At 57.0% G+C, this 24,367-nt stretch carries 17 protein-coding genes; 5 read left to right on the top strand and 12 right to left on the bottom strand.

The window, feature by feature from the left end; genetic code table 11:
* Nucleotides 1-73: 73 nt before the first annotated feature.
* From JT31_RS12670 to bcsR, 9 genes are all read right to left on the bottom strand, one after another.
* Entirely contained in the window at nt 74-1,558 is a 1,485-nt protein-coding gene (locus tag JT31_RS12670; protein WP_038477538.1) for a M16 family metallopeptidase, read from the bottom strand.
* A gap of 217 nt (nt 1,559-1,775) precedes the next feature.
* Nucleotides 1,776-3,062: a dicarboxylate/amino acid:cation symporter gene (locus JT31_RS12665; RefSeq protein WP_038477534.1), complete on the bottom strand. Its 1,287-nt coding sequence runs from the start codon at nt 3,060-3,062 to the stop codon at nt 1,776-1,778.
* A 181-nt stretch (nt 3,063-3,243) separates the two neighbouring features.
* Nucleotides 3,244-5,229, bottom strand: a complete 1,986-nt coding sequence (hmsP, locus tag JT31_RS12660; RefSeq protein ID WP_038483074.1) for a biofilm formation regulator HmsP — start codon at nt 5,227-5,229, stop codon at nt 3,244-3,246.
* 202 nt (nt 5,230-5,431) lie between these two features.
* A complete protein-coding gene (bcsC, locus tag JT31_RS12655; RefSeq protein WP_038477531.1) occupies nt 5,432-8,929 on the bottom strand; it encodes a cellulose synthase complex outer membrane protein BcsC in 3,498 nt (1,165 codons plus the stop codon).
* The gene (bcsZ, locus tag JT31_RS12650) at nt 8,911-10,017 is read right to left on the bottom strand and encodes a cellulose synthase complex periplasmic endoglucanase BcsZ (protein WP_038477528.1); all 1,107 of its coding nucleotides are present in this window, start codon (nt 10,015-10,017) and stop codon (nt 8,911-8,913) included. Before bcsZ ends, bcsC begins: the two co-directional genes overlap by 19 nt.
* A gap of 5 nt (nt 10,018-10,022) precedes the next feature.
* Nucleotides 10,023-12,416, bottom strand: coding sequence for a cellulose biosynthesis cyclic di-GMP-binding regulatory protein BcsB (bcsB, locus tag JT31_RS12645; protein ID WP_038477525.1), 2,394 nt, complete (start codon nt 12,414-12,416; stop codon nt 10,023-10,025).
* A 139-nt stretch (nt 12,417-12,555) separates the two neighbouring features.
* A complete protein-coding gene (gene bcsA / locus JT31_RS12640; RefSeq protein WP_038477522.1) occupies nt 12,556-15,165 on the bottom strand; it encodes a UDP-forming cellulose synthase catalytic subunit in 2,610 nt (869 codons plus the stop codon).
* Nucleotides 15,158-15,895 carry a cellulose biosynthesis protein BcsQ gene (gene bcsQ, locus JT31_RS12635; RefSeq protein WP_038477520.1) on the bottom strand — a complete coding sequence of 246 codons (738 nt, stop codon included), beginning with the start codon at nt 15,893-15,895 and terminating at the stop codon, nt 15,158-15,160. The genes bcsA and bcsQ overlap by 8 nt, the downstream gene beginning before the upstream one ends.
* A 12-nt stretch (nt 15,896-15,907) precedes the next feature.
* Entirely contained in the window at nt 15,908-16,093 is a 186-nt protein-coding gene (gene bcsR / locus JT31_RS12630) for a cellulose biosynthesis protein BcsR (RefSeq protein ID WP_038483072.1), read from the bottom strand.
* 173 nt (nt 16,094-16,266) lie between these two features.
* Between bcsR and bcsE the strand changes: the two genes are divergently transcribed.
* The 4 genes from bcsE to JT31_RS12610 are packed head-to-tail and all read left to right on the top strand — an operon-like array spanning nt 16,267 to nt 20,078.
* Nucleotides 16,267-17,829 carry a cellulose biosynthesis protein BcsE gene (gene bcsE / locus JT31_RS12625; protein WP_038477518.1) on the top strand — a complete coding sequence of 521 codons (1,563 nt, stop codon included), beginning with the start codon at nt 16,267-16,269 and terminating at the stop codon, nt 17,827-17,829.
* Nucleotides 17,829-18,020 (top strand): cellulose biosynthesis protein BcsF, encoded by a 192-nt coding sequence (gene bcsF, locus JT31_RS12620; RefSeq protein WP_235212935.1) that lies wholly within the window; start codon nt 17,829-17,831, stop codon nt 18,018-18,020. The genes bcsE and bcsF overlap by 1 nt, the downstream gene beginning before the upstream one ends.
* On the top strand, nt 18,013-19,695 hold the full coding sequence (gene bcsG / locus JT31_RS12615) for a cellulose biosynthesis protein BcsG (RefSeq protein ID WP_038477512.1): 1,683 nt from the start codon (nt 18,013-18,015) through the stop codon (nt 19,693-19,695). The genes bcsF and bcsG overlap by 8 nt, the downstream gene beginning before the upstream one ends.
* 17 nt (nt 19,696-19,712) lie before the next feature.
* Entirely contained in the window at nt 19,713-20,078 is a 366-nt protein-coding gene (locus tag JT31_RS12610) for a hypothetical protein (RefSeq protein WP_038477509.1), read from the top strand.
* 6 nt (nt 20,079-20,084) lie between these two features.
* On the opposite strand, the gene JT31_RS12605 is transcribed toward JT31_RS12610, so the two are convergent.
* A complete protein-coding gene (locus JT31_RS12605; protein WP_038477507.1) occupies nt 20,085-20,747 on the bottom strand; it encodes an OmpA family lipoprotein in 663 nt (220 codons plus the stop codon).
* A gap of 210 nt (nt 20,748-20,957) precedes the next feature.
* On the opposite strand from JT31_RS12605, the gene JT31_RS12600 reads away from it, so the two are divergent.
* Nucleotides 20,958-23,231 (top strand): molybdopterin guanine dinucleotide-containing S/N-oxide reductase, encoded by a 2,274-nt coding sequence (locus JT31_RS12600; RefSeq protein ID WP_235212934.1) that lies wholly within the window; start codon nt 20,958-20,960, stop codon nt 23,229-23,231.
* Here the strand turns inward: JT31_RS12600 and JT31_RS12595 are convergent.
* Both JT31_RS12595 and tag read right to left on the bottom strand, forming a co-directional pair.
* Complete coding sequence (locus tag JT31_RS12595; protein WP_038477501.1) at nt 23,194-23,640, bottom strand: N-acetyltransferase; 447 nt, start codon at nt 23,638-23,640, stop codon at nt 23,194-23,196. The two genes, JT31_RS12600 and JT31_RS12595, sit on opposite strands and share 38 nt — an antisense overlap.
* Nucleotides 23,637-24,200, bottom strand: coding sequence for a DNA-3-methyladenine glycosylase I (gene tag / locus JT31_RS12590; RefSeq protein ID WP_038477498.1), 564 nt, complete (start codon nt 24,198-24,200; stop codon nt 23,637-23,639). Before tag ends, JT31_RS12595 begins: the two co-directional genes overlap by 4 nt.
* Nucleotides 24,201-24,367 lie beyond the last annotated feature (167 nt).

Here is a 24,367-nt window from a genome sequence, read left to right as displayed (position 1 = left end):
CTCACCCCGAGGGCTAAAAGAATTCCCCCTCTCCCCTATGGGGAGAGGGTCGGGGTGAGGGGCAATCCCGGCACTAAGAAGCCGGAGGAATATCTGAAACATCCTGCTTAGGATCGTCGGTCACCGGCGGCGCGGCGGCTGGAACCATCACCTTATCCCACGTCGCTTTCAGTTCCTTCATGTTGTACTCAGGCTCGCCCTTAGGCTGCAGCAGTATCAGCGACATATCCTGAGACAGCTGCTGACGCAGGTCCTGGTTGAGCATCGACACGGTCAGGCTGTCGAGGAAGTCCTGGCGCAGCTTCTGATACTGTTCCGGCGCAATATCGACAACCTGGTTCTGCAGCGAGCGCATGCGCTGGCTGATCAACACATCGGTGTCGGTGCGCGCGTAGGTGGCAAACAGCTTCGTCAGCTCGCCCTTCTTCTGGGCAATCAGCGCATCAAACTCTTCCTGAGACAGGCCCTTATCGCGCACTCGCAGCAGCTCGCGGCCTACGCTGGTCAGGCTGGCGTTCAGCTTATCGTTTGGCGACTCAATGTTTATCCCGCACTGGGCACGCAGATAGAGCACGCGACAGTCGAAGCTGAGGTTCAGGTCTTTAACGCCGTTTTTGCCCAGGCTTTGCTGCACGTTCCAGAACAGCGCTTCGCGAGCCAGGTCCGCACGCCAGTAGCGCAGCAGCGCCGCAGACTCACGAATCGGCTGCCAGGTGTTGTCCCACATCAGAGAAAGCCTGTCCTGGTGCACGCTATCGGTCATCAGGCTGACCGGCTCAGGCTTGAGCGGGGAGAGCGTTGGCACCGGCGCAGGCGTTTCGCGCTTGCCTTTCAGCTCGCCGAACGTTTTGTTGATTTGTTCCGCTACGCTGCGGCTGTCTACGTTGCCGACCACGATAAGGGTCATGGCGTCCGGGGTGTACCATTTGTCGTAAAACGCTTTCAGCTGCGCGGCGTCAACCGGGCGCTTGAGGCTTTCTGCCGGATCATGGCCCAGCAGCGTGGAGCCTTTGAGGCGATAGCGCCACCAGCTGTCTTTGGTGTTCATCGGCCAGGTGGCAACCATATCCGGCGCGTGCAGCGCAGCGGTCACGGTGCCAGAGGCCACGTCCAGCGAGCCGGTATTCGTCGCCAGGAACATCAGCGCTTCTTTCAGTAAATCATTACGGTTATTCGGCAGGCTGAGGTTAAACAGCGTGAAGTCATACGAGACGATAGCCGGAGGAAGTGGGCGCTCCGGGTCGCTGCTTTGCTGCCATAACGAACGCGCCTGGCTCGTCGGCAGGCCGCCAGCCTGCGTCAACACCATGCGCGGTAAAAAGTGGCTGTAACCGCTTTGCTGAGCGGTTTCGGCGAGCGAACCGGTATTCACCATCAGGCGAATTTCAACACGATCGCTTGGGCGCTGGGGAGTGGATAAAACCTGCCACTGGAAGCCGTTAGAAAGCGTTCCCTGTTGCCAGGCCGGGTCCGGCTGGAGTGCTTCTGCCTGCACGTTACCGGCCATTGCTGCTAACAGCAATCCGCCAGCTAAAAGTCGAATCTTGGTGCCCTGCATGTGAACCCCTAAAAACAATCCTGGTTAAAAGTAGCACATCGGCGCGGCATTCGACGTCCGCAGACCGACATAGGTGACGTTTCACCAATCCGTTTGACCGCATTTCTGCGAAAACGTCACTTAAGAAAGTGAAAAATAGAGAGTGTTGAATATTTAGCGGGGTAATTATGCAGAGTCGCCCGCAGCGAGGGCAAGTCGCTGCGGGCAATTGGTCGGATTAGTGGGAGACTTCGGTCACTTTTTTGTCGGATTGTGGATTATCCAGCTGCTGGCGAAGCTGTTTTTCATCCAGCTGTTTCACCCATTTGGCCACCACGACGGTCGCCACGCCGTTACCCACCAGGTTGGTCAGCGCACGGGCTTCGGACATGAAGCGGTCGATACCCAGAATCAGCGCCAGACCGGCGACCGGCAGATGCCCTACCGCAGAGATGGTTGCAGCCAGTACTATGAAGCCGCTACCGGTCACGCCTGCAGCTCCTTTAGAGGAGAGCAGCAGCACCACCAGCAGCGTTATCTGGTGGAAGATATCCATGTGGCTGTTGGTCGCCTGAGCGATAAACACCGCCGCCATCGTCAGATAAATCGACGTGCCGTCCAGGTTGAAGGAGTAGCCGGTTGGAATAACCAGGCCAACAACGGATTTACGGCAGCCGAGTTTTTCCATCTTATCGAGCATGCGCGGCAGCACGGACTCGGAAGAGGACGTTCCCAGCACAATCAGCAGCTCTTCTTTGATGTAGCGGATGAACTTGAAGATGCTGAAGCCGGTGACGCGCGCAATAGAGCCCAGCACCAGAATCACAAACAGCAGGCAGGTAATGTAGAAGCAGATAATCAGCTGGCCCAGCTGAACCAGAGAGCCGACGCCGTATTTCCCGATGGTGAACGCCATCGCACCAAACGCCCCGATAGGCGCCAGGCGCATGATCATGTTGATGATACCGAAGATAACCTGAGAGAAGCTTTCGATGACGTTAAAGATCATCTGGCCTTTGTGGCCCAGGCGATGCAGGGCAAAGCCAAATAGCACGGCAAACAGCAGCACCTGCAGGATGTTACCGCTGGCAAACGCGCCAATCACGCTGCCTGGAATCACGTCCAGCAGGAAGGCAATCACGCCCTGTTGCTGAGCCTGTTCGGCGTAAACCGCCACCGCTTTAGCATCCAGCGTCGCCGGATCAACGTTCATCCCCGCGCCAGGCTGCAGCACGTTGACCACGATAAGCCCGATAATCAGCGCGATGGTGCTGACAACTTCGAAATAGAGTAACGCTACCGCGCCGGTACGGCCCACGGCTTTCATGCTTTCCATGCCCGCGATCCCGGTCACCACGGTGCAGAAGATGACGGGCGCAATAATCATTTTAATCAGTTTAACGAACGCGTCGCCAAACGGTTTCATTTGGGCACCCAATTCCGGGTAAAAGTGACCCAGCAAAATGCCGATGGCAATTGCGGTCAGCACCTGAAAATACAGACTTTTGAAGAGTGAGGTTTTCATTAGAGTATCCTTGGGACGGAGAGTAACCGCAGCCCGGCTCAGGGACCGGTATCACTGCGGCACTCAACATATCACCCCAAAAAAAACGCAGAAGTGGCCTCGATCGACTTTGTTAACGGAATTGTTAAAAACTTGAACTGAACCGATCCAGCTCGCAACATTTGTAACTAATGTTTTTCATTCAGGCAGCAAGAAATTCACTTTCAAACTGCTCCAGGGTGCGGGCTTTGGCATACAGGAAGCCCTGCGCGTAGATAACGCCGTGCGCCACCAGCCACTCGCGCTGTGCCTCTTGCTCAACGCCCTCGGCCACCACTTTCAGGTCCAGCGCTTTGGCCATCGCGATGATAACCCCCACCATCGCGTTGTCTTCCGGCAGCCCTTCCACGAAGCTTTTGTCTATCTTCAGCACGTCAATCGGCAGCGCTTTCATGTGGTGCAGATGACGCAGGCTGGCGTAGCCCATACCAAAATCGTCCAGCGCGATGCGCACCCCAGCCTGGCGAAGCGGCCGCAGGATATTCACCGCCGCTTTCGGGTCGTCTATGCGGCGGCTTTCGGTCACTTCGAGGATCAGCGTGCCGGGCTGGATACTATAGCGCTTAAGCAGCTCCAGCAGCGACGGCACCATCTCTTCATGCAGCAATTGTAACGCAGAGAGGTTCACGCATAGCGGCAGCGTAATGCCCCTGCTTTGCCAGGCAGACAGGGTGCGGCAGGACTCTTCGAGGATCCAATTACCGACGGTAATCATCAATCCGCAGGCCTCAATGCGTTCAATCAACCCTTCCGGCAGGCTCCAGCTGCCGTCCAGCTGGCGCTGACGCAGCAGAACTTCGGCGCTGACCACGCTGCCGTCGCGCATATCCACCTGCGGCTGCAGCCAGACCGCAAAATGGTGTTTTTCCAGCGCGTTTAAAATATCGTGTTCTTCGGTCAGGCGACGCTGCGCTTTTTCCATTTGATCGGGGTCGAAGAACTGAATCTGATTTTTCCCGCAGCGGCGAGCAGAAAGCGTCGCCGAGGCCGCCCGACGGTAAAGCTGCTCGGCGCTGAGCCCGGGCTTGAACATCGCAATGCCGAGGCTGGCAGTTGGCTTCAGCTGAAGCGCCTGAACCGGCAAACGGGCATTGAGCGTTTCCATGATTTTCTGCGCCAGCGACATCGCATACCACGGGTCGCTGACGCCGTAGAGCAGCAGCCCAAAATCATTCAGGCTGAGCTGGGCCAGCACCGCGTTGGCAGGCAGCACGGGTTTGATTTTTTCCACCAGCGTCAGCAGCAGCATCTCGCGCTGCTCTTCGTTCAGCACGCCGGCCGCATCCTGCAAGGTTTCGCTGCCGATTAACATCAGCGCACCGTGTTTCTCGTTCACCACCATCTGCTCAATCAGCGCCAGCAGCAGCGCTTTGTTTGGCAGCTCGGTGATCGGATTGTGGGTGCTCATCGTGTTCATCTGCTCTTGAAGACGCAGCGTAACCTGCTGGTTGCGGTTATAGCTGCGCACCAGCATGCCGATTTCATCGTCATGGTGCAGCGGCGGCAACGTTAGCTGGTGCTCACCCGCCTGCTGGGGGTTAAGGCCATCCAGCTCGCGGCTAATCTTACGGATCGGATGCACCACCAGCCGATTGATGCACCAGCTGATCGCCACGGTCAGAATCAGCGCCAGCAGCAAATAGGTGGTCAACAGGGTGGAAATCGTGCTGATGATGATGCGATACATGCGCCACGAGTCGGCCTGTAGCACGAGATAAGCCAGCGGCTGCGGGTTAGCCGGGCGCTCCAGCGAATAAAGCGGGAGAGATATCTGCACCGGCAGCTCAAACACGCGGGTGATCAGCATCGGGATTTGGTGTTCCGGTATAAAGCTAAGCCGAAGCGCCTGGAACTGGTTCGGCAGCACCACGTCCGCCCGGCTGATAATGCCGGAAGGTTGGATCTGGTGCAGGATAGCCTCGGCCTGAGGAATGTCCGCCCGAAGGATAGCGTCAGACAGCGGAAGACGAATGGAGTGGGCGATTTTCTCCATTTGGGTGGCGGTGTCGTAGCGGTTTTGCTGCACAAAATGGAACAGCTGAATGACGATAAAAATAAAAATAAACACCAGGGCCACGGCTGACACCATAGCCATCTGTTTTATCGTTAGGGAACGACTGACTCGCAAGCTGACTCTCCGCTTATGCTTAACCCACGCCACGCCCGGCATCAGGATATTCTTATGCCCGCAGAGTATACTGCATTGCCACGGTTTTTAATCCTCGACCCTGGATAATCGGCTAATTCTGCTTTTATGGCTAAATTTGAGTCAACGTCGGGCTGAAGAACCGCTGACGGCGGGCTAACCCGCCGTCTTAGAATACGCCCAATCAGAAGTCTGCGTAAGGCACCAGCGGCTGCGGCGGCATATCCATATCGCCCTGCCAGCCCGCCATCGAGTAGCGAACGAAAATCAGCGCGTGGCTTGGGGTGTAATCCTTGGCCTGCTGAATATCAATCCCGGCACCGATTGACCAGTGCGAACTGATGCGGCGCTCTACCAGCGCCCTGGCCGTGTAGCCGAAGCCGTTGCTGCTGCTGGCTGAGGATGGGTCGTTACGGTCCGGATAGCCATTGAGATCGTCCGGGTAGGCGTTAGTGTTATTTGGCACGAGGTTACGCAGCGGATAGCGCATGCCCGCATTGCTGTGGGAATAGGACCAGGAGCCGGAAGCGCCCAGCTCCCAGGACCAGTTCTCTGTACGCTTACGCCAGGTCACCGGCACGGCAAACGACACGTATTTCTGCGGGCTGTAATAACCGCCCTGGCCGAGGAAGTAGTCGCTAAGATCTTTTTCATAGTGCCAGACCATATTGGTGAGGCCGACGGTCAGGCGCTGGTTATTCTCGTTGATCAGCTTGTAGTAGTAGCCCGTCATCCAGCGCACGCGCCAGTTATCGGCCACGTTTTTCCCGGTAAGCGTGTCTGCGCTCAGGCTGGACCAGACGCCGTTAGCTTCGCCCTTATCGTAGCTCAAGCTGACACCGCCGCCGGTTGCCCGAACGCCGCCCCACACGGTATTGGTATTCGGATCCCGCTGCCCGCCGAAGGAAAGCAGGGAGCTGGAGATTGGCCGCCGGTGCGCATTCACGGTGTAGCCAATCGGCCCGAGGTCGTTGCTGTAGCTCACGCCGCCCACGACATCAACGACGTCAAAGCCCAGCGGCGTAGTGCCGATATCCGTCTGCCACGTATCGTTTTTCCAGCCAACGGCCAGGCTTGCGCCGTTGCCACTCTGTTTTGTGTTGCCGAAACAGTTGTGTTCCGCACAGGTGCCCCAGCGCTCCTTGTAGCCCGAGCCGTTATCTTTGAACGATCCGGCATCCATGTTCACCATATCGGTACGGAACCACATGCGTCCATCGCTGAGCGGGGCGTCCACTTCCAGCATGGTGGTGTGCGCTTTCAAATCTGAATAACCCGGCGTGCCGCTGGAACCCCAGTATTCGTGGTCAAGCGTCACGTTCACATCCTGCTGACGATAAAGATCGGCGGCATCGTTACGCACGCCACGCTTCAGCCAGTCGTCTTTTTCGTCATTACGCGTAAGGCGAGTGAAGCTGTCGTTATCCACCGGGCGCGTCCGGGTGATACCTGACGACACCATCGCGTCTTTATAGGTTTCCAGCGCCTGCTGCGGCTGGCCGCTTGCGGCCTGGAAGCGGGCGGCATCACGCATCACCAGCGCGCTGTCCATCGACGGCGGCTGGCTTTTCGCCGCAACCAGAATCGGGGCATAGGTTTGTGCAGCTTTTTCGTTATCACCCAAAGCAGCCCAGGCATTTGCGACCCGGCGCTGGGTATTGATCGACGGGGTAACGCCCGCCGGGGTTGTTTGCAGCTTAGCCAGCAGATCACGAGCCTGCGGTTTATCACCTTCGGCGATCAGCACCTCGGTTAAGCCTAACAGCGCGTCTTCGTTATTCGGCGAGCGCTGCAGGACTTTCTGATACTGCGATTTCGCCGTGGTACGGTCGCCACGCTCGGCGGCCCAGTCGGCCAGCGTTAAATCAATGCGATCGGACGGCGTCTGCTGCTGAAGCAGCGCAATGGCGTCTTTTTCTTTACCGCCGTCCCGCAGGCGGTTAGCCGTTTGCATCACTTCGTTGAACTGCAACCGGTCGGCAAGCTCATGAATATTATCGTTCCACTGCGCTTTTGGCAGCGTATTGAGGTGGCTCAGCGCCGCCGCATCGTGGTTATTGCCTGAAAGGTAAAGCCCGTAGGCAAATACCTGCTCAGGGTCGCCAGGTTTACGCTGGGCAAGACCTCGCATCAGGCTATCCGCCTCGCTATGCTTCCCGGCGGCGTAGAGATCGTTAGACAGGCGATAGGTAATCCATACGCTGTCCGGGTCAAGCTTGAGCCGCTGACGCTGAACGTCCGCCGCTTTTGCCCACTGCCCCTGGCTTTCCAGCGCGGTAGCCTGCTGTTCCAGGCGATCTGCCGTCAGGCTGCGTTCAATATCATCTATGCTTTTGCGCTGGCTGGAGGAAAGGCTCTGAATATAGGCCGCAGCGCGCTCCGGCGACTGACGGCGATAAACGTTTGCCAGTCCGCGAATGGCGTTGCTGTTTCCACGATCCATGCGCAGCGCCTGCTGGTAATAACGCTCGGCGCCCGCGTCGTCTTTTTTGGCGACGGCAACATCGCCAAAGCCCAGCACCGCATAGCTATCGGTATTATCAATTCTTTGCGCCTGCTGGTACTTCTGCAGCGCGGCATCCGGATTATTGGCTTTTAGCTGGGTATCACCCTGCTCAATAAGCAGCCAGTAGCGGTTCGTTTTGAGCAAGCTGTCCCACTTCCCGCGGTTATCGCTTTCAGGATCCATCTGAATCGCTTTTTCAAACTGCTGCACCGCCAGGGCACGTTTTCCCTGCTGGGAATAAGCCTGCCCCAACGCGCCAACCACTTCGCTGTCGTTCTGCTTAGCGTTTAACGCCTCTTTCAGCTGCGGGATCGCCTGGTTTCCGCGCCCGCCGCTGACGTCCTCTAAACCTTTAGCACGCGCCCGGAAGGCCGGATCGGCCAGCTGCTTTTGCTGCTGTGCGAGTTGTTCACGCGCGCTGGCGACCGTATCGCCCTCGGTGAACACGGTGAGAAAACGCTGCAAAGCCGCCACGCTTTCTGGCCCTGCCGGCAGGTTCTTAATTTGACCATACCACTGCACAGCGGCATCGCCCCGGCTGCTGTTGGACTTCGACATCTTCTCCAGCATCTGGTAAGCCTCGGCGCTGCGGTCGTTGGCAAACATCAGGCGTGCCAGGTTGCCACGCAGCTCGGCATTCCCCGGCGCGGCAGCGTCCAGCGCTTTGAACTTATCAATCGCCTGGTTAGCACCACCAGGACGCTTCGCCATCAGCATCCAGTATTCAATCGCTAAATCACCCTCAGGCGGGTTGCCGCCAAACATTTTTTCATAGGCCGTAATAGCCTGCTCGGTGTGGCCGCTGGCCGCGAGTAACCGGGCTTCCTGCAGCTGCTGGCGGCCGTCCGCGCTGGTCAACATCATGGTGGACTGAGACTGTTTGTAGCCATCAGAACCGGGGGCCAGCTTTGCCAGCCGCTCCAGCTGCTTTTTCGCCCCGGCGTTGTCACCCTGGCGCAGCATGTAGCGCATCCGGGCTGAAATAACGTCCGGATCGTCGGGTGCCATCAGCTCCAGTCGGGCAAGGGACTGACGCACGATATCTTCGCGCTTGCTGGCCTCGCCCATACGCACCTGATCGAGCAATTGCTGCTGAGGCGTCAGGGCGGCCTGGGCCATCGGCATCAGCGCCATGCCCAGTGAGAGAGTGACTAAACTTAATGAGAACTTGCGCATACCTGACCCCAGCTCGGGATTAATTCACCCAGAGAATTGAAGCGAAAACGTTTTTGATCCCATCCCTGACCAAAGAGCGTTAAAACGTAGCTGTAATAGGCGTCAGCCTGGGGGAAATTGTCCTTAACCCGCTGGCGCTGCACTTCCCGCGCTTCGCTATCCTGTAAAAAAGGCAGCATCGCGGCGGAGAAACCCACCGGCCCGTTGCCCTGAATATTTCCGGTTTGCACCTCGACTTTTTCCGGCGGCAAACCTTGTTTAATCGTCATATCGGCCATCGGCTGGAATGCCTTTAGCAGCCGGGCCTTGTGCGGATCGTCGTCGGCCATCATGCCAACCCAAAGGTAAACGCGTATCGAGTCATAGCTGCCGTAGCGGGCATCATCTGTCGCAAACTGCCAGCCTTTGCCTTCGCGCCAGTCAGCCCAGTTTGGGGAGAATCCTTTTGGCGCAGTCTCGAGCAGTAACCGCTGATTAGCCGCCCGCATCGCCGGCCATGGGCCACGGTAGCGAACCACCCGCTGTAGCACCTGCGGCGGAAGGTAGCTTGGGTTCAGCCGCCACTCAGGGGAATGGTTAAAACCCACACGCCCAGGCAACAGTGAAAAACCAAGCCCAGGGATTTTAATCACTTCCTCTTTCGCCACGCGCTGAAGCAGCTTTTCGCCAAGGCGCTTATAGGCAGGCTCATGCCACAAACGCCCCGCCTCCAGCAGGCTCCAGACAATCCACATGTCGGCGTCAGAGGCAGAGTTAGTGTCTAAAACCGTCCACTCGTCTTTGTCGTTTTTGCCCCATAACCAGGCGGGCAGATGGTCTTTTAGCGCCCCTTCTGCAAGGTTGTTTTCCGTCCAGCTCAGCAGCTGGTCGAACATTGCCCTGTCGTTAGCGGCCAGCGCAAAGAAGAGCGCATAACTTTGCCCTTCCGAGGTGGTAATTTTGCGTTCATCGCTGGGGTCGATAACCCTTCCCTGGTCGCTGATGTAGTTCTGTTTAAACTGCTCCCAGGCAGGCCAGGTACAGGCGGCCTGCCCGGTAACGGCTGTCAACATCAGCCCGACCATCAGCAGTACGGAGCTGATTTTCATCGTGATTACTCGTCTTCAGGATCGATACGGCGGCGGCTAATAATACGCAGGATGCGCCACAGCACCCAGGCCAGCAGCACCACGCTTATCGCCGCAAAGATAGCCAGCAGAACCGGATGGTTCGACAATGCGTACCAGATGCGCTCGAACCAGGGCAGATGGCCAACGTAGTAAATATCACCCACGCGCAGGCTATCGACGCCGGATTCACGAATCACCGCCACGGACCCGGAAATCGCCGCACGTTTGCCGCTGTCATTAAGCGCACCGTTCAGCAGTTCGTAGCCGCGAGGGCTGTCGGCCAGTAAAGCGAGGACGCTGCGCTGGTCGTTATACGGCGACTGGAAGCCCACGATGGCGGCCATAGCACCTTTGGAATTGACCGTGGTTTGCGTATCCGCCGCGCGATCTTTTGGATCGGAAACGCTGCTCAGCAGCGGCGTCTGGCGGACCGGCGTTTTCACCCAGCTTTGCGCAGCTTCAACCAGAAGATCGATACGTTTGTCATCTTTCATCGTCGGCGGAATGGTGCCGATTATCATGATGTCCGCATCTTTGCCCTGAATTGTGCTGCCATCATCCGTCAGATTCACGTTTACGGCAGGGAAGCCGGTTTGCGAACCAATGGTGCCAAGCGCGTCCAGCAGCGCGGTCACCTGAGCAGGTTTAGGCTCCTTGCTGACCACCACGATAGTTTGCGAGAGATCGGCCATGCGGCTGAACGGGAAGCCAGCATTCGCGTAGGTACGCAGATCCGGCATCGCAATAAAGTGATGGTAGTTGGAGAAGTCGATAGTTGACTCGTCCTCCACCACAACGTGGTTTTGAATCGGCTGGTAAGTAATACAGTTTTCAAGCGAACCACCCGGCATCGGGTTCATGTACGAGAAGTCAAAGCGCAGCTGGTTGGCGGCACCCAGGCGCAGCGCCGGAATGGCCACGTCGGTTTTGCCGTCCAGCAGCCCTTGCAGCACCGGCAGGCGCAGCAGCAGCTTGCTGTTCTCTTCGCTCGGCGTCAGGCTGAACGACTGCAGGAACTGGTTGTTCAGGCTGATATCCATGCGCGAGCTGTCTTTCATCGCTGGCGCGGTGTAACGATATTTCAGGTTCAGATCGATCCCGTTACTGCGCAGCAGATAGAGATCCGGCGGCAGGTTCATGGTCACGCTAATCGCACCCGGCTGCACTCCGCTGGACTGCAGCTGCTCCTGGTAGCCTTTCATTTCGCCAAGCGTCACCGGGCGGTCGGTTCTCACCCAGTTTGGCGCATCGTAAGGTTCACGTGGCAGCAATGGCTTCACATCATCCACGGTGACGCTGCTGCCGCGGAACAGGATGTTGCCCTGGGCAATCCCTTTTGCGGCCTGCACGAGGTCTTTGTCATCGCGCCCCATCACCACCAGCAGCTTAACGTATGGGTTATCCGGGTGGCTTATCATCTCAACGGTTGGCGCCTGCACGGCCGGATGGTCACGCAGGAAGTCAGGACGCTTGTCGTTAGTGGCAAATACGATACCGTTGCTTGTCGGCAACTGGTTGAAAATCACCGGGAAGCTCTGCCCACGCCACGCCGTGCGGGAGCCAAACCATGAGGCGACAATCCCTGCGGCGCGCTGCTGCTCAATATCCGGGCTGGCGGCAAAAACAATCGGCAGCGTCAGCGGGCGGTCATCGCGCGAGTCGAAGAACGGCACCGGGAAGTGCGACAGGTCGTTTTGCACCGGCAAACGCTGATAGGTCAGCGACAGCGAACTGCTGCGCCCGACGTCCATCCACAGCGTGCTGCTGGCCGGGTTTTCACAGATATCGCGATAGTGGCCGACAAACTCCAGCCGCACGCGGTTAAAGTCGGTGATATACAGCGGATCGACCGGCACCTGAGCAAACGTCTTTTTGCCCAGCTGTTCTTTGGTGACCGGCAGAACGCCCATCAGCTCGTCGTTAAGATAAACTTTCAGCTGAGACTGCACCGGCAGCAGGGCAGGCGAAGGCGTGTATTCAAGATTCAGCAGCGCTTTCGAGACGATTTCATCCCGACGCATGCCAAACTCAACCCCGCTGTTCGGCTGCACGCCGGTTAACACCATACTTCCCGGCGGCGGCGCAATTTGCGCGAAATTCAGCTTCACATCGCGAGAAGGCACATTTTCGGCGACGATGGGTGCATTTGCACCCGGCACACCCGGCAAAACCTGCCCAACCATAGGGGCGTTTTCCGCAGGCGTTGCAGGCACCACCGCGTCCGTCGACCCAGGCTGAGGTGTCACCACCGCCTGGTTTGCCGGAGCCACGGCAGGAACCGTCGGAGCCGGGGTCGCGTCAGCCGCGTTCACCGCCGTAACAGGCAGGGCGCTGATGCCTACCGCCGCCGCATAAAACCAGGATATTTTTCTTTTCATCGCGTTTTCATCAAATTAATCAGGCTGTTGACAAACCTCAGGCGAAGGAAGAAACACCAGAGAACATCAATTCGTTATTTCGGTTGCCGGCTACAAAAAGGGAAAAACCACGCTTCCTCCCTCTTCATAAGCAATCTCGTCAGGCCAATGCAGACAAGGTCCGCCGTTTTGCTGGTTCGGCCGTCGGGCTGTGCGGAATAAACGACACAACCCAGTCAACCAGCACGGTGATCGCGTGGAAAATAAACTTCAATGACGGTGGAGCAAACTCCGCGAGGTGCCGGTAGCCCCGGAAACCAAGCTTGAGAATATCCACCAGGCTTTCCAGCGGCTTATCCTCAGGGAAACTGTCCTGCCATAGCGCCCAGGTGTCGGCGCGGGCAAAAGTACACTGAATAAAATCAATATGTTGTTTGGTGGTCATCTGCGCCAGCTGCAGGCCGACTTCGTCACCAAAGACCCTCATCACCTGGGCCGGGAAGAAGAACTCCTGCGCCCCACGCTTGAGCAGCAGATTCACTTTTTGGCCTTCCAGCACCTGCGTTGGGCCATGAATCTTGATGCCTACCCCGCCGTCTGAATAGTCGTGCACGGTGCAGGGGAACAGATGGCCGTCTTCACGCGCCAGCGCCGCCGGCATGGCGATTTCAACGCGGTGCGCGCGCCTGACCTGCTTACTCTCAACCGAAACGGCGACTGCGCCACCGAGAATAATCAGGTTGTAGAATACCCAAAGCAGGCTCACCACCACCGTTAGCGCCTCGTTTTCGGGGCCGTAGAAGAAACGCCATGCCCCAACGGCAACGCCCAGCAGGTTAACCAGCACCAGCACGAGGTACGGCCTTGTGATCACCCAGTCTACGTACTCGTTTTCAACTAACCCACCTTTCGCGGTGACGTTGAACTTCCCTTTGTGCGGGTTGAATAGCGCCACCAGCGTAGGCTGGGCGATATACCACGCCAGCACCGTTTCATAGATTTCACTCCAGAACGAATGGCGGTACTTGCCCTGAATTTTGGAGTTGGTCAGGCTGGCGTGAACCATGTGCGGCAGAACAAACAGCGCAATCATGATAGCCGGGGCGTAAATGATATAGGCGTGGAACAGCAGAAACGCCAGCGGCGCAGTCAGGAAGATAAGCCGCGGGATCCCCGACAGGAAGTGGAACATGGCGTTGGCGTAACAGAGTCGCTGGGCAAACTTCAGCCCTTTGCCGAAGAACGGGTTATCGAGACGGAAAATCTGCGTCATGCCGCGCGCCCAGCGAATACGCTGCCCGATGTGCGCCGAAAGGCTTTCCGTTGCCAGCCCAGCCGCCTGCGGAATACGCAGATAAGCCGAGGTGTAGCCGCGCCGGTGCAGGCGCAGCGAAGTGTGCGCATCTTCGGTCACCGTTTCGACGGCGATACCGCCAATTTCGTCCAGCGGCCCACGGCGGATCACCGCACAGGAACCGCAGAAGAACGTGGCATCCCACATGTCGTTCCCGTCCTGCACCAGCCCGTAGAACAGCGTGCCTTCGTTAGGCGTTTTACGAAAACGCCCAAGGTTGCGCTCGAACGGGTCGGGCGAGAAGAAGTGGTGCGGCGTCTGCATCATCGCCAGCTGTTTCTCTTTGAAGAACCAGCCCATAGTCAGCTGCAGGAAGGAGCGCGTTGGCACGTGGTCGCAGTCGAAGATGGCGACGAAATCACCTTTGGCATGCTTCAGCGCGTTATTGATGTTCCCCGCTTTGGCGTGCTCGTGCGTTGGGCGAGCGATATAATTTACCCCGACCATATCGGCGAACTGCTTAAACTCCTCGCGCCCGCCGTCGTCCAGAATCCAGATGTTCAGCTTGTCCTTCGGCCAGTCTATGCCCAGCGAGGCGTAGATGGTGCCCTTCACAACGTGCAGTTCTTCGTTATAAGTCGGGACAAAAATATCTACCACCGGCCAGGTGCTCATGTCTTTTGGCATCGGCACCGGCTGGCGGTTAAGCGGCCACACCACCTGGAAATACCCCATCACCAGCACCAGCCAGGCGTACGTCTCGGCAAACAACAGCCCCAGCCCGAAGGCAAGGCTCACCGGATCGTTCCAGTTAAGGGTCGAGGTGTAGCGCCACCAGATATAGCGGCAGGAAACGGTCAGCGACAGCACGATCAGCATCAGAGCGGCAAAACGCCCGGGCAACCGGCGAACCAGCAGCGCGACGCCCCACAGCAGCAGCAGGAAGATAAGCTGCGACAGCGGGTTAAACGGCTGAGTGATGCAAAGCAGGGCCAGCACGGCGGAAAAGACCACGATCGCGCCCAGAATAATACGCCGGGCGGTGTGGCTGATATGGCCAAGCTCTTTCTTCTCTTCGAGGTGCTGGGTGCGATTGCTAAAGTTTTCCGGCAGCTTATTCAGCCAGTCATGCCAGCTCTCGCGCCACGCCTGAATTCGGGCAAAAGAACGCACGCGAGGGCGCCCGCTTTTCTTGCCGGCACGAAGCATCAGCCACAGGCTTTGAATAGCGTAACGGACAGCGTCCAGCGGCCGAGGCCTGTCGGGATTGATGTGCGGATAAAGCTGGTCATGCTCGGCGCGTATGCGGCTCCAGCGCTGGCCTTCAAGCGGCAGAACAATCCACGCCAGAATAAAGACTATGCAGCCCAGCACGGCGCTGAACGGCGGAGCGCCGTTGCGACGGAAAGTACGATAACGCTCCCCCAACCGCCGGCTGGCAGCAGGAAGTAACAGCCACGACGCCAGGTTACTCATGCTTCTTCCCTGAAAGGTTCAGCAGGCACCAGTTAGCGAGCGTCATAATTTCTTCTGCGATAAGTGAGTCCGGACGATGCTCGCCAGGCGGCTGTTTTACCGCGGCGCTTTCGGCCATCGCCTCATCCCGGTGGAGAATAATAGGGATCATCGTGCGCTGGCTCTGCAGCCAGATTTGGTAGATATCGTCCTGCAATTGGCTCGCTACCAGAAGATAGTTCACCAGTAAGTGCGCGCCTTTAGGCAGGGCCTGCTGGTGCAGGCGGATATGGCAGTTGGTGTCCGGTTTTACCACCGTCAGTACGCTATCGGTTTGCGCCAGAATCTGACGCGTTAATGCGTTAAAGCCGTGAGGTAAGTCCAGTAAAATCCACTGGTATTGCTGGCTCGCTTTCAGGTCAGCGAGAAAATGGCTGAACTGCCCGAGGGCTTTTTCCACCGTCTCGAACGTTTCATGCTCAGCCGGGCTCAGTTGACCAAACGGCAGCACGTCGAGGTGGCTGGTATAACGCCACGCGCTTTTGCGCCAGTCTTCGTTATCCAGCATGGCACGCGCCCAGCCCTTAGGCTCTGCGAAATCAATATTATAAAACATGCGCAGCAGGTTATCTGGCGAGATATCTATCACCAGTACCGACTCCCCAAGCTGCTGCAACGACCAGCCAAGTGCCGCGGTGATAGAAGTCGTCCCTACGCCACCACGCAACCCCTGCAACCCAATGACAGCCATCAGGCCTACTCCCTATTGTTGCGTTAATTCCGCCAGCAACGGCCAGCGCTTAATTGCCGCCGCCAGCTGTTCCTGCTGCGATATATCGGTGTAATCTATTTCCGGCAGTGAGAATGCTTTACTTAGCGCCAGAAAATCATTTTGGAAGGCATAAACAAGCTTGTTTTCCTGAGCATTGCCAGTCTCTTCATCTTGCATTTTGGTAGTCATCCCTCGGGCAGGTTTCGTCACCAGCGATAACGGCAAATGTCCGGAAAACGAAAAGTGTTTTACAATGCTAAAACTGATGCTGTTTATTTTCAATGGTAGGTTTCTTTCTTAGCTTACGCTAGTAAACTGACATACATACTAATTTATCTCCAGGGGACGCCATGGAACCCATATTTTCGCTTGGCATCCGTTCATTGTGGAACGAATTGAGCCATATGCCCGCAGGCGGCATCTGGTGGCTAAACGTAGAACGTCAGGATGACGCAATAAACATTGTTAATCAAACAGTTGCAGCCCAAAACTCGGATGCAAACGTTGCCGTCATTGCAATGTCAGCCAGGCCAAAACAAACGATAAAGCTCGACTCGACGAAAGGCCCGGAGAAAATACGCCTTTTTACGATGCCTTCGACTATCAATGGGCTCAACTCGCTGCGCCGTGATTTGATGTGCAGCATTAATCCCGAACACTACTTTTTTATACTCTTAAGCTCAGATAACGTTTGGGACAATATATCAACAGCCGACCTGCGCCATTGGCTTGCCGCGATGGGAAAATGGACCAAACGCATTAAGTGCAGTCTGCTTTTTGTCAATGTCGGAAATAATAATGACAAACAATTCTCATTATTAGTCAGCGAACATCGCAGCCTTTCCGGCCTCGCCAGCCTGCGCGCACAAAGTGATATTCACCGTTATGACGTAGCCTTCTGGTGTAATGAGAGAGGCGTCACAGCCGATCAACAACTTAATATTCAATGGCAAAATGAAGCGTGGCAGGTGCAGGAAAATTCCGAAAACGCCCCTCAGCCCCGCAGCGATGAAAAACGCGTCCTCAGCCACATTGCGGTGCTGGAAGGAGCCCCTGCCCTGTCGGAAAACTGGCAGCTCTTCGACAACAACGAGCAGCTGTTTGAAGCGGCGCGAACCGCGCAGGCCGCGACGATCATTTTCTCTCTCACCCAGAACGGCCAAATCAACAGCATTGCCCGCCAGATCCACTCGCTCCGCCGCCAGCGCGGCAGTGCGCTCAAACTCGTTGTCCGCGAAAACCAGGCCAGCCTGCGCGCCACCGACGAAAGGCTTTTACTGGGCTGCGGCGCCACGCTGATTATTCCGTGGAACGCCCCGCTTTCACGCTGTCTGACGATGATAGAAAGCGTGCAGGGCGCGAAGTTTACCCGCCATGTGCCGGAAGACATTAGCGTCCTGATAGACCAGATGCAGCCGCTGAAGCTGCGCGGCTACCAGCCGTGGGACGTCTTCTGCAACGGCATCGGCACGCTGATGAACAACGCTTTGCTGCCGGAAGACGGCAAAGGCGTAATGGTCGCGCTGCGCCCGGTGCCAGGGCTGCGGGTTGAGCAGGCGCTGACGCTGTGCCGTCCGAACCGCATGGGCGATATCGTCACCCTCGGCGAAAACCGGCTGGTGCTGTTCCTCTCTTTCTGCCGAATTAACGATCTCGATACCGCGCTGAATCACATATTCCCGCTGCCGGTGAACGACATTTTCACCAACCGCATGGTGTGGTTTGAAGACAGCCAAATCACGGCTGAAATACTCCAGATGCAGGCCATGCGTCCGGAGAAGTGGGCGAAGCCGCTTGCCGCCACCCTCGACCTGAACACCGTGCGCCATGTCAGCCGCGAAGGGCACGGCTGGCGTCGGGAGCCAACGCCCATCACGCTGCTGGATGACACGCCGAGGGAGCAGACACCATGATGAACATCACCGACATCATTCAGCTCATCGTGCTTTGCGCGATTATTTTTATTCCGCTGGGCTACACCGCTCGCCGCTGGCTTCCTCGCCTTACCGCTTCGGTACGGCTGATGTTTTTAAAACCACGCTACGTTAAACCGGCCGGAACGCTGCGCCGAACTTCCGTCAAGGCAGACCATCAACATGACTAATCACTCTCAAACGGCAAAGTCGCCAGCCTATTTTCTGCAATACTGGCGTGGCCTGGGTGGCTGGAACTACTACTTCCTGTTGAAGTTCGGGCTGCTGTGGACCGGCTATCTTAATTTTCACCCGCTGGCAAACCTGGTCTTTCTGGCCTTTTTGCTGTTCCCGCTGCCGCCGCTCAAACTTCATAAGCTGCGCAACTGGATAGCCCTGCCGGTAGGGATTGGCCTGTTCTGGCACGATACCTGGCTGCCGGGACCTGACAGCATCATGAGCCAGGGCTCGCAGGTTGTCGGCTTTAGCGCAGACTACCTTCTCGACCTGGTGACACGCTTTATTAACTGGCAGATGATCGGCGCGGCGTTTGTGCTGCTGGTTGCCTGGCTGTTTGTCTCGCAGTGGCTGCGCGTCACGGTCTTCGTCGTGGCAATCCTGGTGTGGCTGAACCTGCTAACCGTGGCCGGCCCGGCTATCTCTTTACTGCCGTCGACGTCGCAAACGACAGCCTCCGTTAACGCTGGCGGCACGGCTGGGGCAACAACTTCCGGCAATACGCTGGCCCCGGTTCCCGGTGATATTCCGGCGCAAACGGCACCACCGACCAGCGATAACATCACCGCGTGGCTGAACAGCTTCTATGCCAGCGAAGCTAAACGGCAGACCAAATTCCCGGACGCGCTGCCCGCAGACGCTCAGCCTTTTGAGCTGCTGATCATTAACATCTGCTCGCTTTCCTGGTCCGATATCGAGGCGGTGGGCCTCAGTTCGCATCCGCTGTGGAAACACTTCGATATTCTGTTTAAAAACTTCAACTCGGCGACGTCTTACAGCGGCCCGGCGGCTATTCGCCTGCTCCGCGCCAGCTGCGGCCAGTCCACGCATAAAGGTCTGTATGAGCCAGAGGGCAACCAGTGCTATCTGTTTGACGATCTTGCCCGCCTGGGCTTTAAGCAGCAGCTGATGATGGATCATAACGGCGTGTTCGGCGACTTCCTGAAAGAAGTCCGTGAGTACGGCGGCATTCAGGTGCCTCTGATGGATCAAAGCGGGCTGCCAAGCGACCTGCAGGCGTTCGACAATTCGCCAATTTACGACGACACTGCCGTGCTGCACCGCTGGCTGCAGGGTGAGCAGAACGACGGGGTTAACCCGCGTACCGCCACCTTCTACAACCTGGTACCGCTGCATGATGGCAACCACTATCCGGGGAACAGCAAGCCTGCAGACTATAAGGTACGTGCCCAGAAGCTGTTTGATGAGCTGGACTCATTCCTGACCGAGCTTGAGAAGTCGAACCGTAAAGTGATGGTGGTGATTGTGCCGGAGCACGGCGCGGCGCTGAAAGGCGACAAAATGCAGGTGTCGGGCCTGCGTGATATCCCAAGCCCGGATATCACCCACGTTCCTGCAGGCGTGAAGTTCGTCGGTATGAAGGCGCCACACGGCGGCGATGCCATTGAAATCACTCAGCCAAGCAGCTATCTGGCGATTTCTGAACTGGTTTCCCGCTCGATAGACGGCAAGAACTTTGTCGCCGACCAGGTCGACTGGAACGCGCTGACCGGCAACCTGCCGCAAACCGCCCCGGTTTCCGAAAACTCTACGGCGGTGGTGGTGAAGTACCAGGATAAGCCTTATGTCCGCCTGAGCGGCGGCGACTGGGTGCCTTATCCGCAATAAGGTTTGCGTTTAGACGATTGAAAACCGGCGCCTGGAGCGCCGGTCACATTGATGACAAACAGCCGAAAAACGTGGTTTTCGACTGTTTGGGGCAAACCAGAGAACATTATTCATTGTTTTTAGTAGACCTGGGTTCGGACTTTTTTAGAGCAATGAACTTTGTCAGCAGTCTCACCGGCGCCTGGAGCGCCGGTCACATTGATGACAAACAGCCGAAAAACGTGGTTTTCGACTGTTTGGGGCAAACCAGAGAACATTATTCATTGTTTTTAGTAGACCTGGGTTCGGACTTTTTTAGAGCAATGAACTTTGTCAGCAGTCTCACCGGCGCCTGGAGCGCCGGTTTTTTTTATGCGGTTATCGGAAAATCTGAACCGCAGTGAGCCAGATTACCCCAAAGGACTCAGGGTGATTTCTACGCGACGGTTTTGCGCTTTGCCTTCCGCAGTGCTGTTGCTGGCGATAGGATTCGCCGGGCCTGCACCGGAGGTGCGAATACGGCTCGCGTCAACGCCCTGGGTAATCAGCGCGCTGCCTACGCCGTCCGCACGCTGCTGTGACAGACGCATGTTCAGCTCTTTGCTGCCGGTACTGTCGGTATAGCCGACCACGTTAACCGCCGTTTTTGGATATTCTTTCAGTACCATCGCCACGCCGCTCAGGGTATTGGCCCCCGCCGGTTTCAGGGTGGCGCTACTGCTGTCGAAGGTGACGTTATTCGGCATATTCAGCACGATGTTATCGCCGCTGCGGGTCACGCTCACGCCGGTTCCACGCATTTTGTCGCGCAGTTTGGCTTCCTGCACATCCATGTAATAGCCCACACCGCCCCCGAGCGCTGCACCCGCGGCCGCGCCAATCAGAGCGCCTTTACCGCGATCTTTCTTCGATGACGAAAGAACCCCTACGCCAGCCCCTACCAGCGAGCCAATTCCGGCTCCTATCCCTGATTTCCCGGCCTGGCTTTCACCGGTGTACGGGTTAGTGGTACAGCCAGAAACCGCTAAGGTGCCACACACGACGGCGGCGATAATCATGACGCGTTTTTTCATCTTATTTCCTTCAATCCTTATTCATCCTTTGCCGGATACGAACCCGGCGATTGATTATGACGATAATTCGTGTAGAAAATTCCGGTAAGTATTCTGAATAGTTGTCGCAAATTGAGTGGGCATAGCCCACCGCCTGCAATCGCGGAGCCCAAATTGGCCAATTCATCCTCTTCACGTAAACAGATCCTCACTGCCGCGCACTGGGGCCCCATGCTGGTCGAAACCGACGGAGAACGTGTTTATCACTCTCGCGGCGCGCTTGAAACCGGTCATCAAAACTCCCTGCAAAGCGCGGTGCCGGATCAGGTTCACAGCAAAGCTCGCGTCGCGTTTCCCATGGCGCGTAAAGGCTTTCTGGCCTCGCCGGATAAGCCACAGGGCGTTCGAGGCAAAGATGAGTATGTGCGCATCAGCTGGGATGACGCGCTGACGCTGATTCACCAGCAGCACAAACGCATTCGGGAGAACTACGGCCCGGCGGCAATTTTCGCAGGCTCCTACGGCTGGCGCTCCAACGGCGTGCTGCACAAAGCCTCCACGCTGCTTCAGCGCTACATGAGCCTGGCGGGCGGCTATACCGGGCACTCCGGCGACTACTCGACCGGTGCCGCGCAGGTGATCATGCCCTACGTGGTCGGCTCCAATGAGGTTTACCAGCAGCAAACCAGCTGGCCGCTGCTGCTTGAGCACAGCGACGTGGTGGTGGTGTGGAGCGCGAACCCGCTTAATACGCTGAAAATCGCCTGGAATGCCAGCGACGAACAGGGCGTGAAGTACTTCGAGCAGCTAAAAAACAGCGGCAAAACGATTATCGCCATCGACCCGATGCGTTCAGAAACCGTCGACTTCTTCGGGGCACGCGCCGAATGGATCGCCCCGCACATGGGCACCGACGTAGCGCTAATGCTCGGCATTGCCCACACGCTGGTTGTGCATGGCAGGCACGATACGGCCTTCCTGGCACGCTGCACCTATGGCTACGACAAGTTTGAAGCCTACCTGCTCGGCAACACCGACGGCATCCCGAAAAATGCGGCCTGGGCCGCTGAGATCTGCGGTATTCCGGCAGACACAATCGAAAAGCTGGCGGACCTTTTCAGCCAAAAACGCACCATGCTGATGGCCGGTTGGGGCATGCAGCGCCAGCAATACGGTGAGCAAAAACACTGGATGCTGGTCACGCTGGCGGCGATGCTGGGCCAGATAGGCACGCCTGGCGGCGGCTTTGGTCTTTCCTATCACTTTGCCAACGGCGGTAACCCGACACGTAGCGCGGCCGTGCCCGGCTCGCTACAGGGCTCGCTTGCTGGCGGCACCGACGCAGTAGAAAAAATCCCCGTGGCACGTATCGTCGAGGCGCTGGAAAATCCAGGGGTGGCCTATCAGCATAACGGCAGACAGCACACCTTCCCCGACCTCCGCATGCTTTGGTGGGCGGGTGGCAGCAACTTCACCCATCATCAGGACACAAACCGTCTTGCCGCAGCCTGGCAGAAGCCGGAGCTGATCGTTATCTCCGAATGTTTCTGGACGGCGGCGGCAAAACACGCCGATATCGTTCTGCCGGTAACCACCTCGTTCGAGCGAAACGACATGACGATGACCGGGGATTACAGTAACCAACACCTTGTGCCGATGAAGCAGGTGGTTTCCCCGCAGGGCGAGGCGTGGAATGATTTTGATATCTTTGCTGAACTGAGTGAAAAATGGGAAACCGGCGGTAAAGAACGGTTCAGTGAAGGAAAAAGCGAGCTTGAATGGCTGGAGAGTTTCTATGACATTGCCCGCCAACGAGGCGCAGCCCAACGGATCGAACTTCCGGAATTTAACGACTTCTGGGAAGCTAACCAGCTGATAGAAATGCCAGAAAACGCGAAAAATGCTGAATTCATTCGCTTCTCAGCTTTTCGCGAAGATCCTGAAGCAAACCCGCTCAAAACGCCGAGCGGTAAGATTGAAATCTATTCCGAGCGCATCGCCAGCTTTGGCTACCAGGATTGCCCGCCGCATCCAAGCTGGCTGGCACCTGACGAATGGCAGGGCAACGCTGCTTCCGGCCAGCTGCAGCTGCTCTCATCCCATCCAGCACACCGCCTGCACAGCCAGCTAAACTACGCCGCGCTGCGCGACCAGTATGCGATAGCGGGACGTGAACCTATTACGCTGCATCCGATTGACGCCAAAGCGCGCGGCATTGAGCACGGAGATTTAGTGCGGGTATGGAACGCTCGCGGGCAGGTCCTGGTGGGCGCTCAGGTTACCGACGGCATCAGGCCCGGCGTGGTCTGTATCCACCAGGGTGCATGGCCCGATCTGGACGAAGATAACCTGTGCAAAAACGGCGCGGTTAACGTACTCACGATGGATATTCCGTCTTCACGGCTGGCTAACGGCTGCGCGGCAAACAACTCCCTCGTCTGGGCAGAGAAATTTACCGGTCCGGCGCCTACGGTGACGGCGTTTGATCCGCCTGCCAGCCCATAATCCACGTCGGGTGCTGCGTCTCTTCCTGCCACGCGCTTTCTTCTATGCGAAAGCCGTGGCGGTGGTAGAAATGTACCGCCTGGCGATTTTTCTGGTACACCTCGAGGGTCAAGGCCGGGTATTCCTCTTTGGCCTTCTCCAGCAGCTTGCCGCCGATGCCTTGCCCCGTGCAGGAAGGTGCCACGAACAGCGCGCCAATAAACTGCTTCTCCATGACGCTGATAAACCCCACCAGCTGCCGCTCATGCAAATAGACCCACGTTTTTGACTGCGGGATATACACATTGCGCACCAGGTTCACGCTCTCATGCCAGTAGCTTTCCGCGATAAACGGATGCCCGTCGATGGTGCTCTCAAGCCAGAGCGCCATCAGCGCATCCATTTCCCCGGCGTTAAAGGGCCGGATCATTGGCGAAAATCTGGGTGGCAGAAGCAGCCCGTCACATGGTCATTGACCAGGCCGCAGGCCTGCATAAACGAATAGCAGATTGTCGATCCCACGAACTTAAAGCCGCGTTTCTTCAGCGCTTTAGACAACGCATCTGAGGTTGGCGTAAAGGCTGGAACTTCGCTGAGCGAGGCGGCATGCGAGATCTGCGGCTTATTCTCCACGAAGGCCCAGACGAACTCGGGGAATTTCTCTCCGTTGGCCTTCATCGCCAGAAAGGCTTTGGCGTTATTGATAATGGCCTCAATTTTCCCACGATGGCGGATAATCCCGGCGTCCTGCATCAGCTCATCCACCTCTTCCGGCTGGATCAGCGCGACGGCATAAGGGTCGAAATTCCTGAAGCGCTGGCGGTAGTTCTCACGTTTTTTTAGCACGGTTATCCACGATAGCCCTGCCTGCTGGCCTTCAAGACAGATCATCTCAAACAGCTTTTGCCCGTCGGTGACCGGCACGCCCCATTCTTTGTCGTGATAGTCCAGATACAGCGGATCCTGAGTGACCCAGCCACAACGTTCCATTTCGTTCTCCCTCATCACCTTCCGCACCCGCGGGCAAATTCACAATCTGACAATAGTGAATCCGGGGCGTTTCGCAACCCTAAACGAGATCAAAGAAAGGTGATTTAGCACTGATGATTTTGCAAAGTGTTAACTATGTCCCATTTATGATTTAACATTTAATATAC

Origin of the sequence: Cedecea neteri (assembly GCF_000757825.1) — a bacterium.
GTDB classification, from domain to species: domain Bacteria; phylum Pseudomonadota; class Gammaproteobacteria; order Enterobacterales; family Enterobacteriaceae; genus Cedecea; species Cedecea selenatireducens.
The sequence above is the reverse complement of the archived record's forward strand: the minus strand, read 5'-3'. Positions and strand labels throughout refer to the sequence as shown.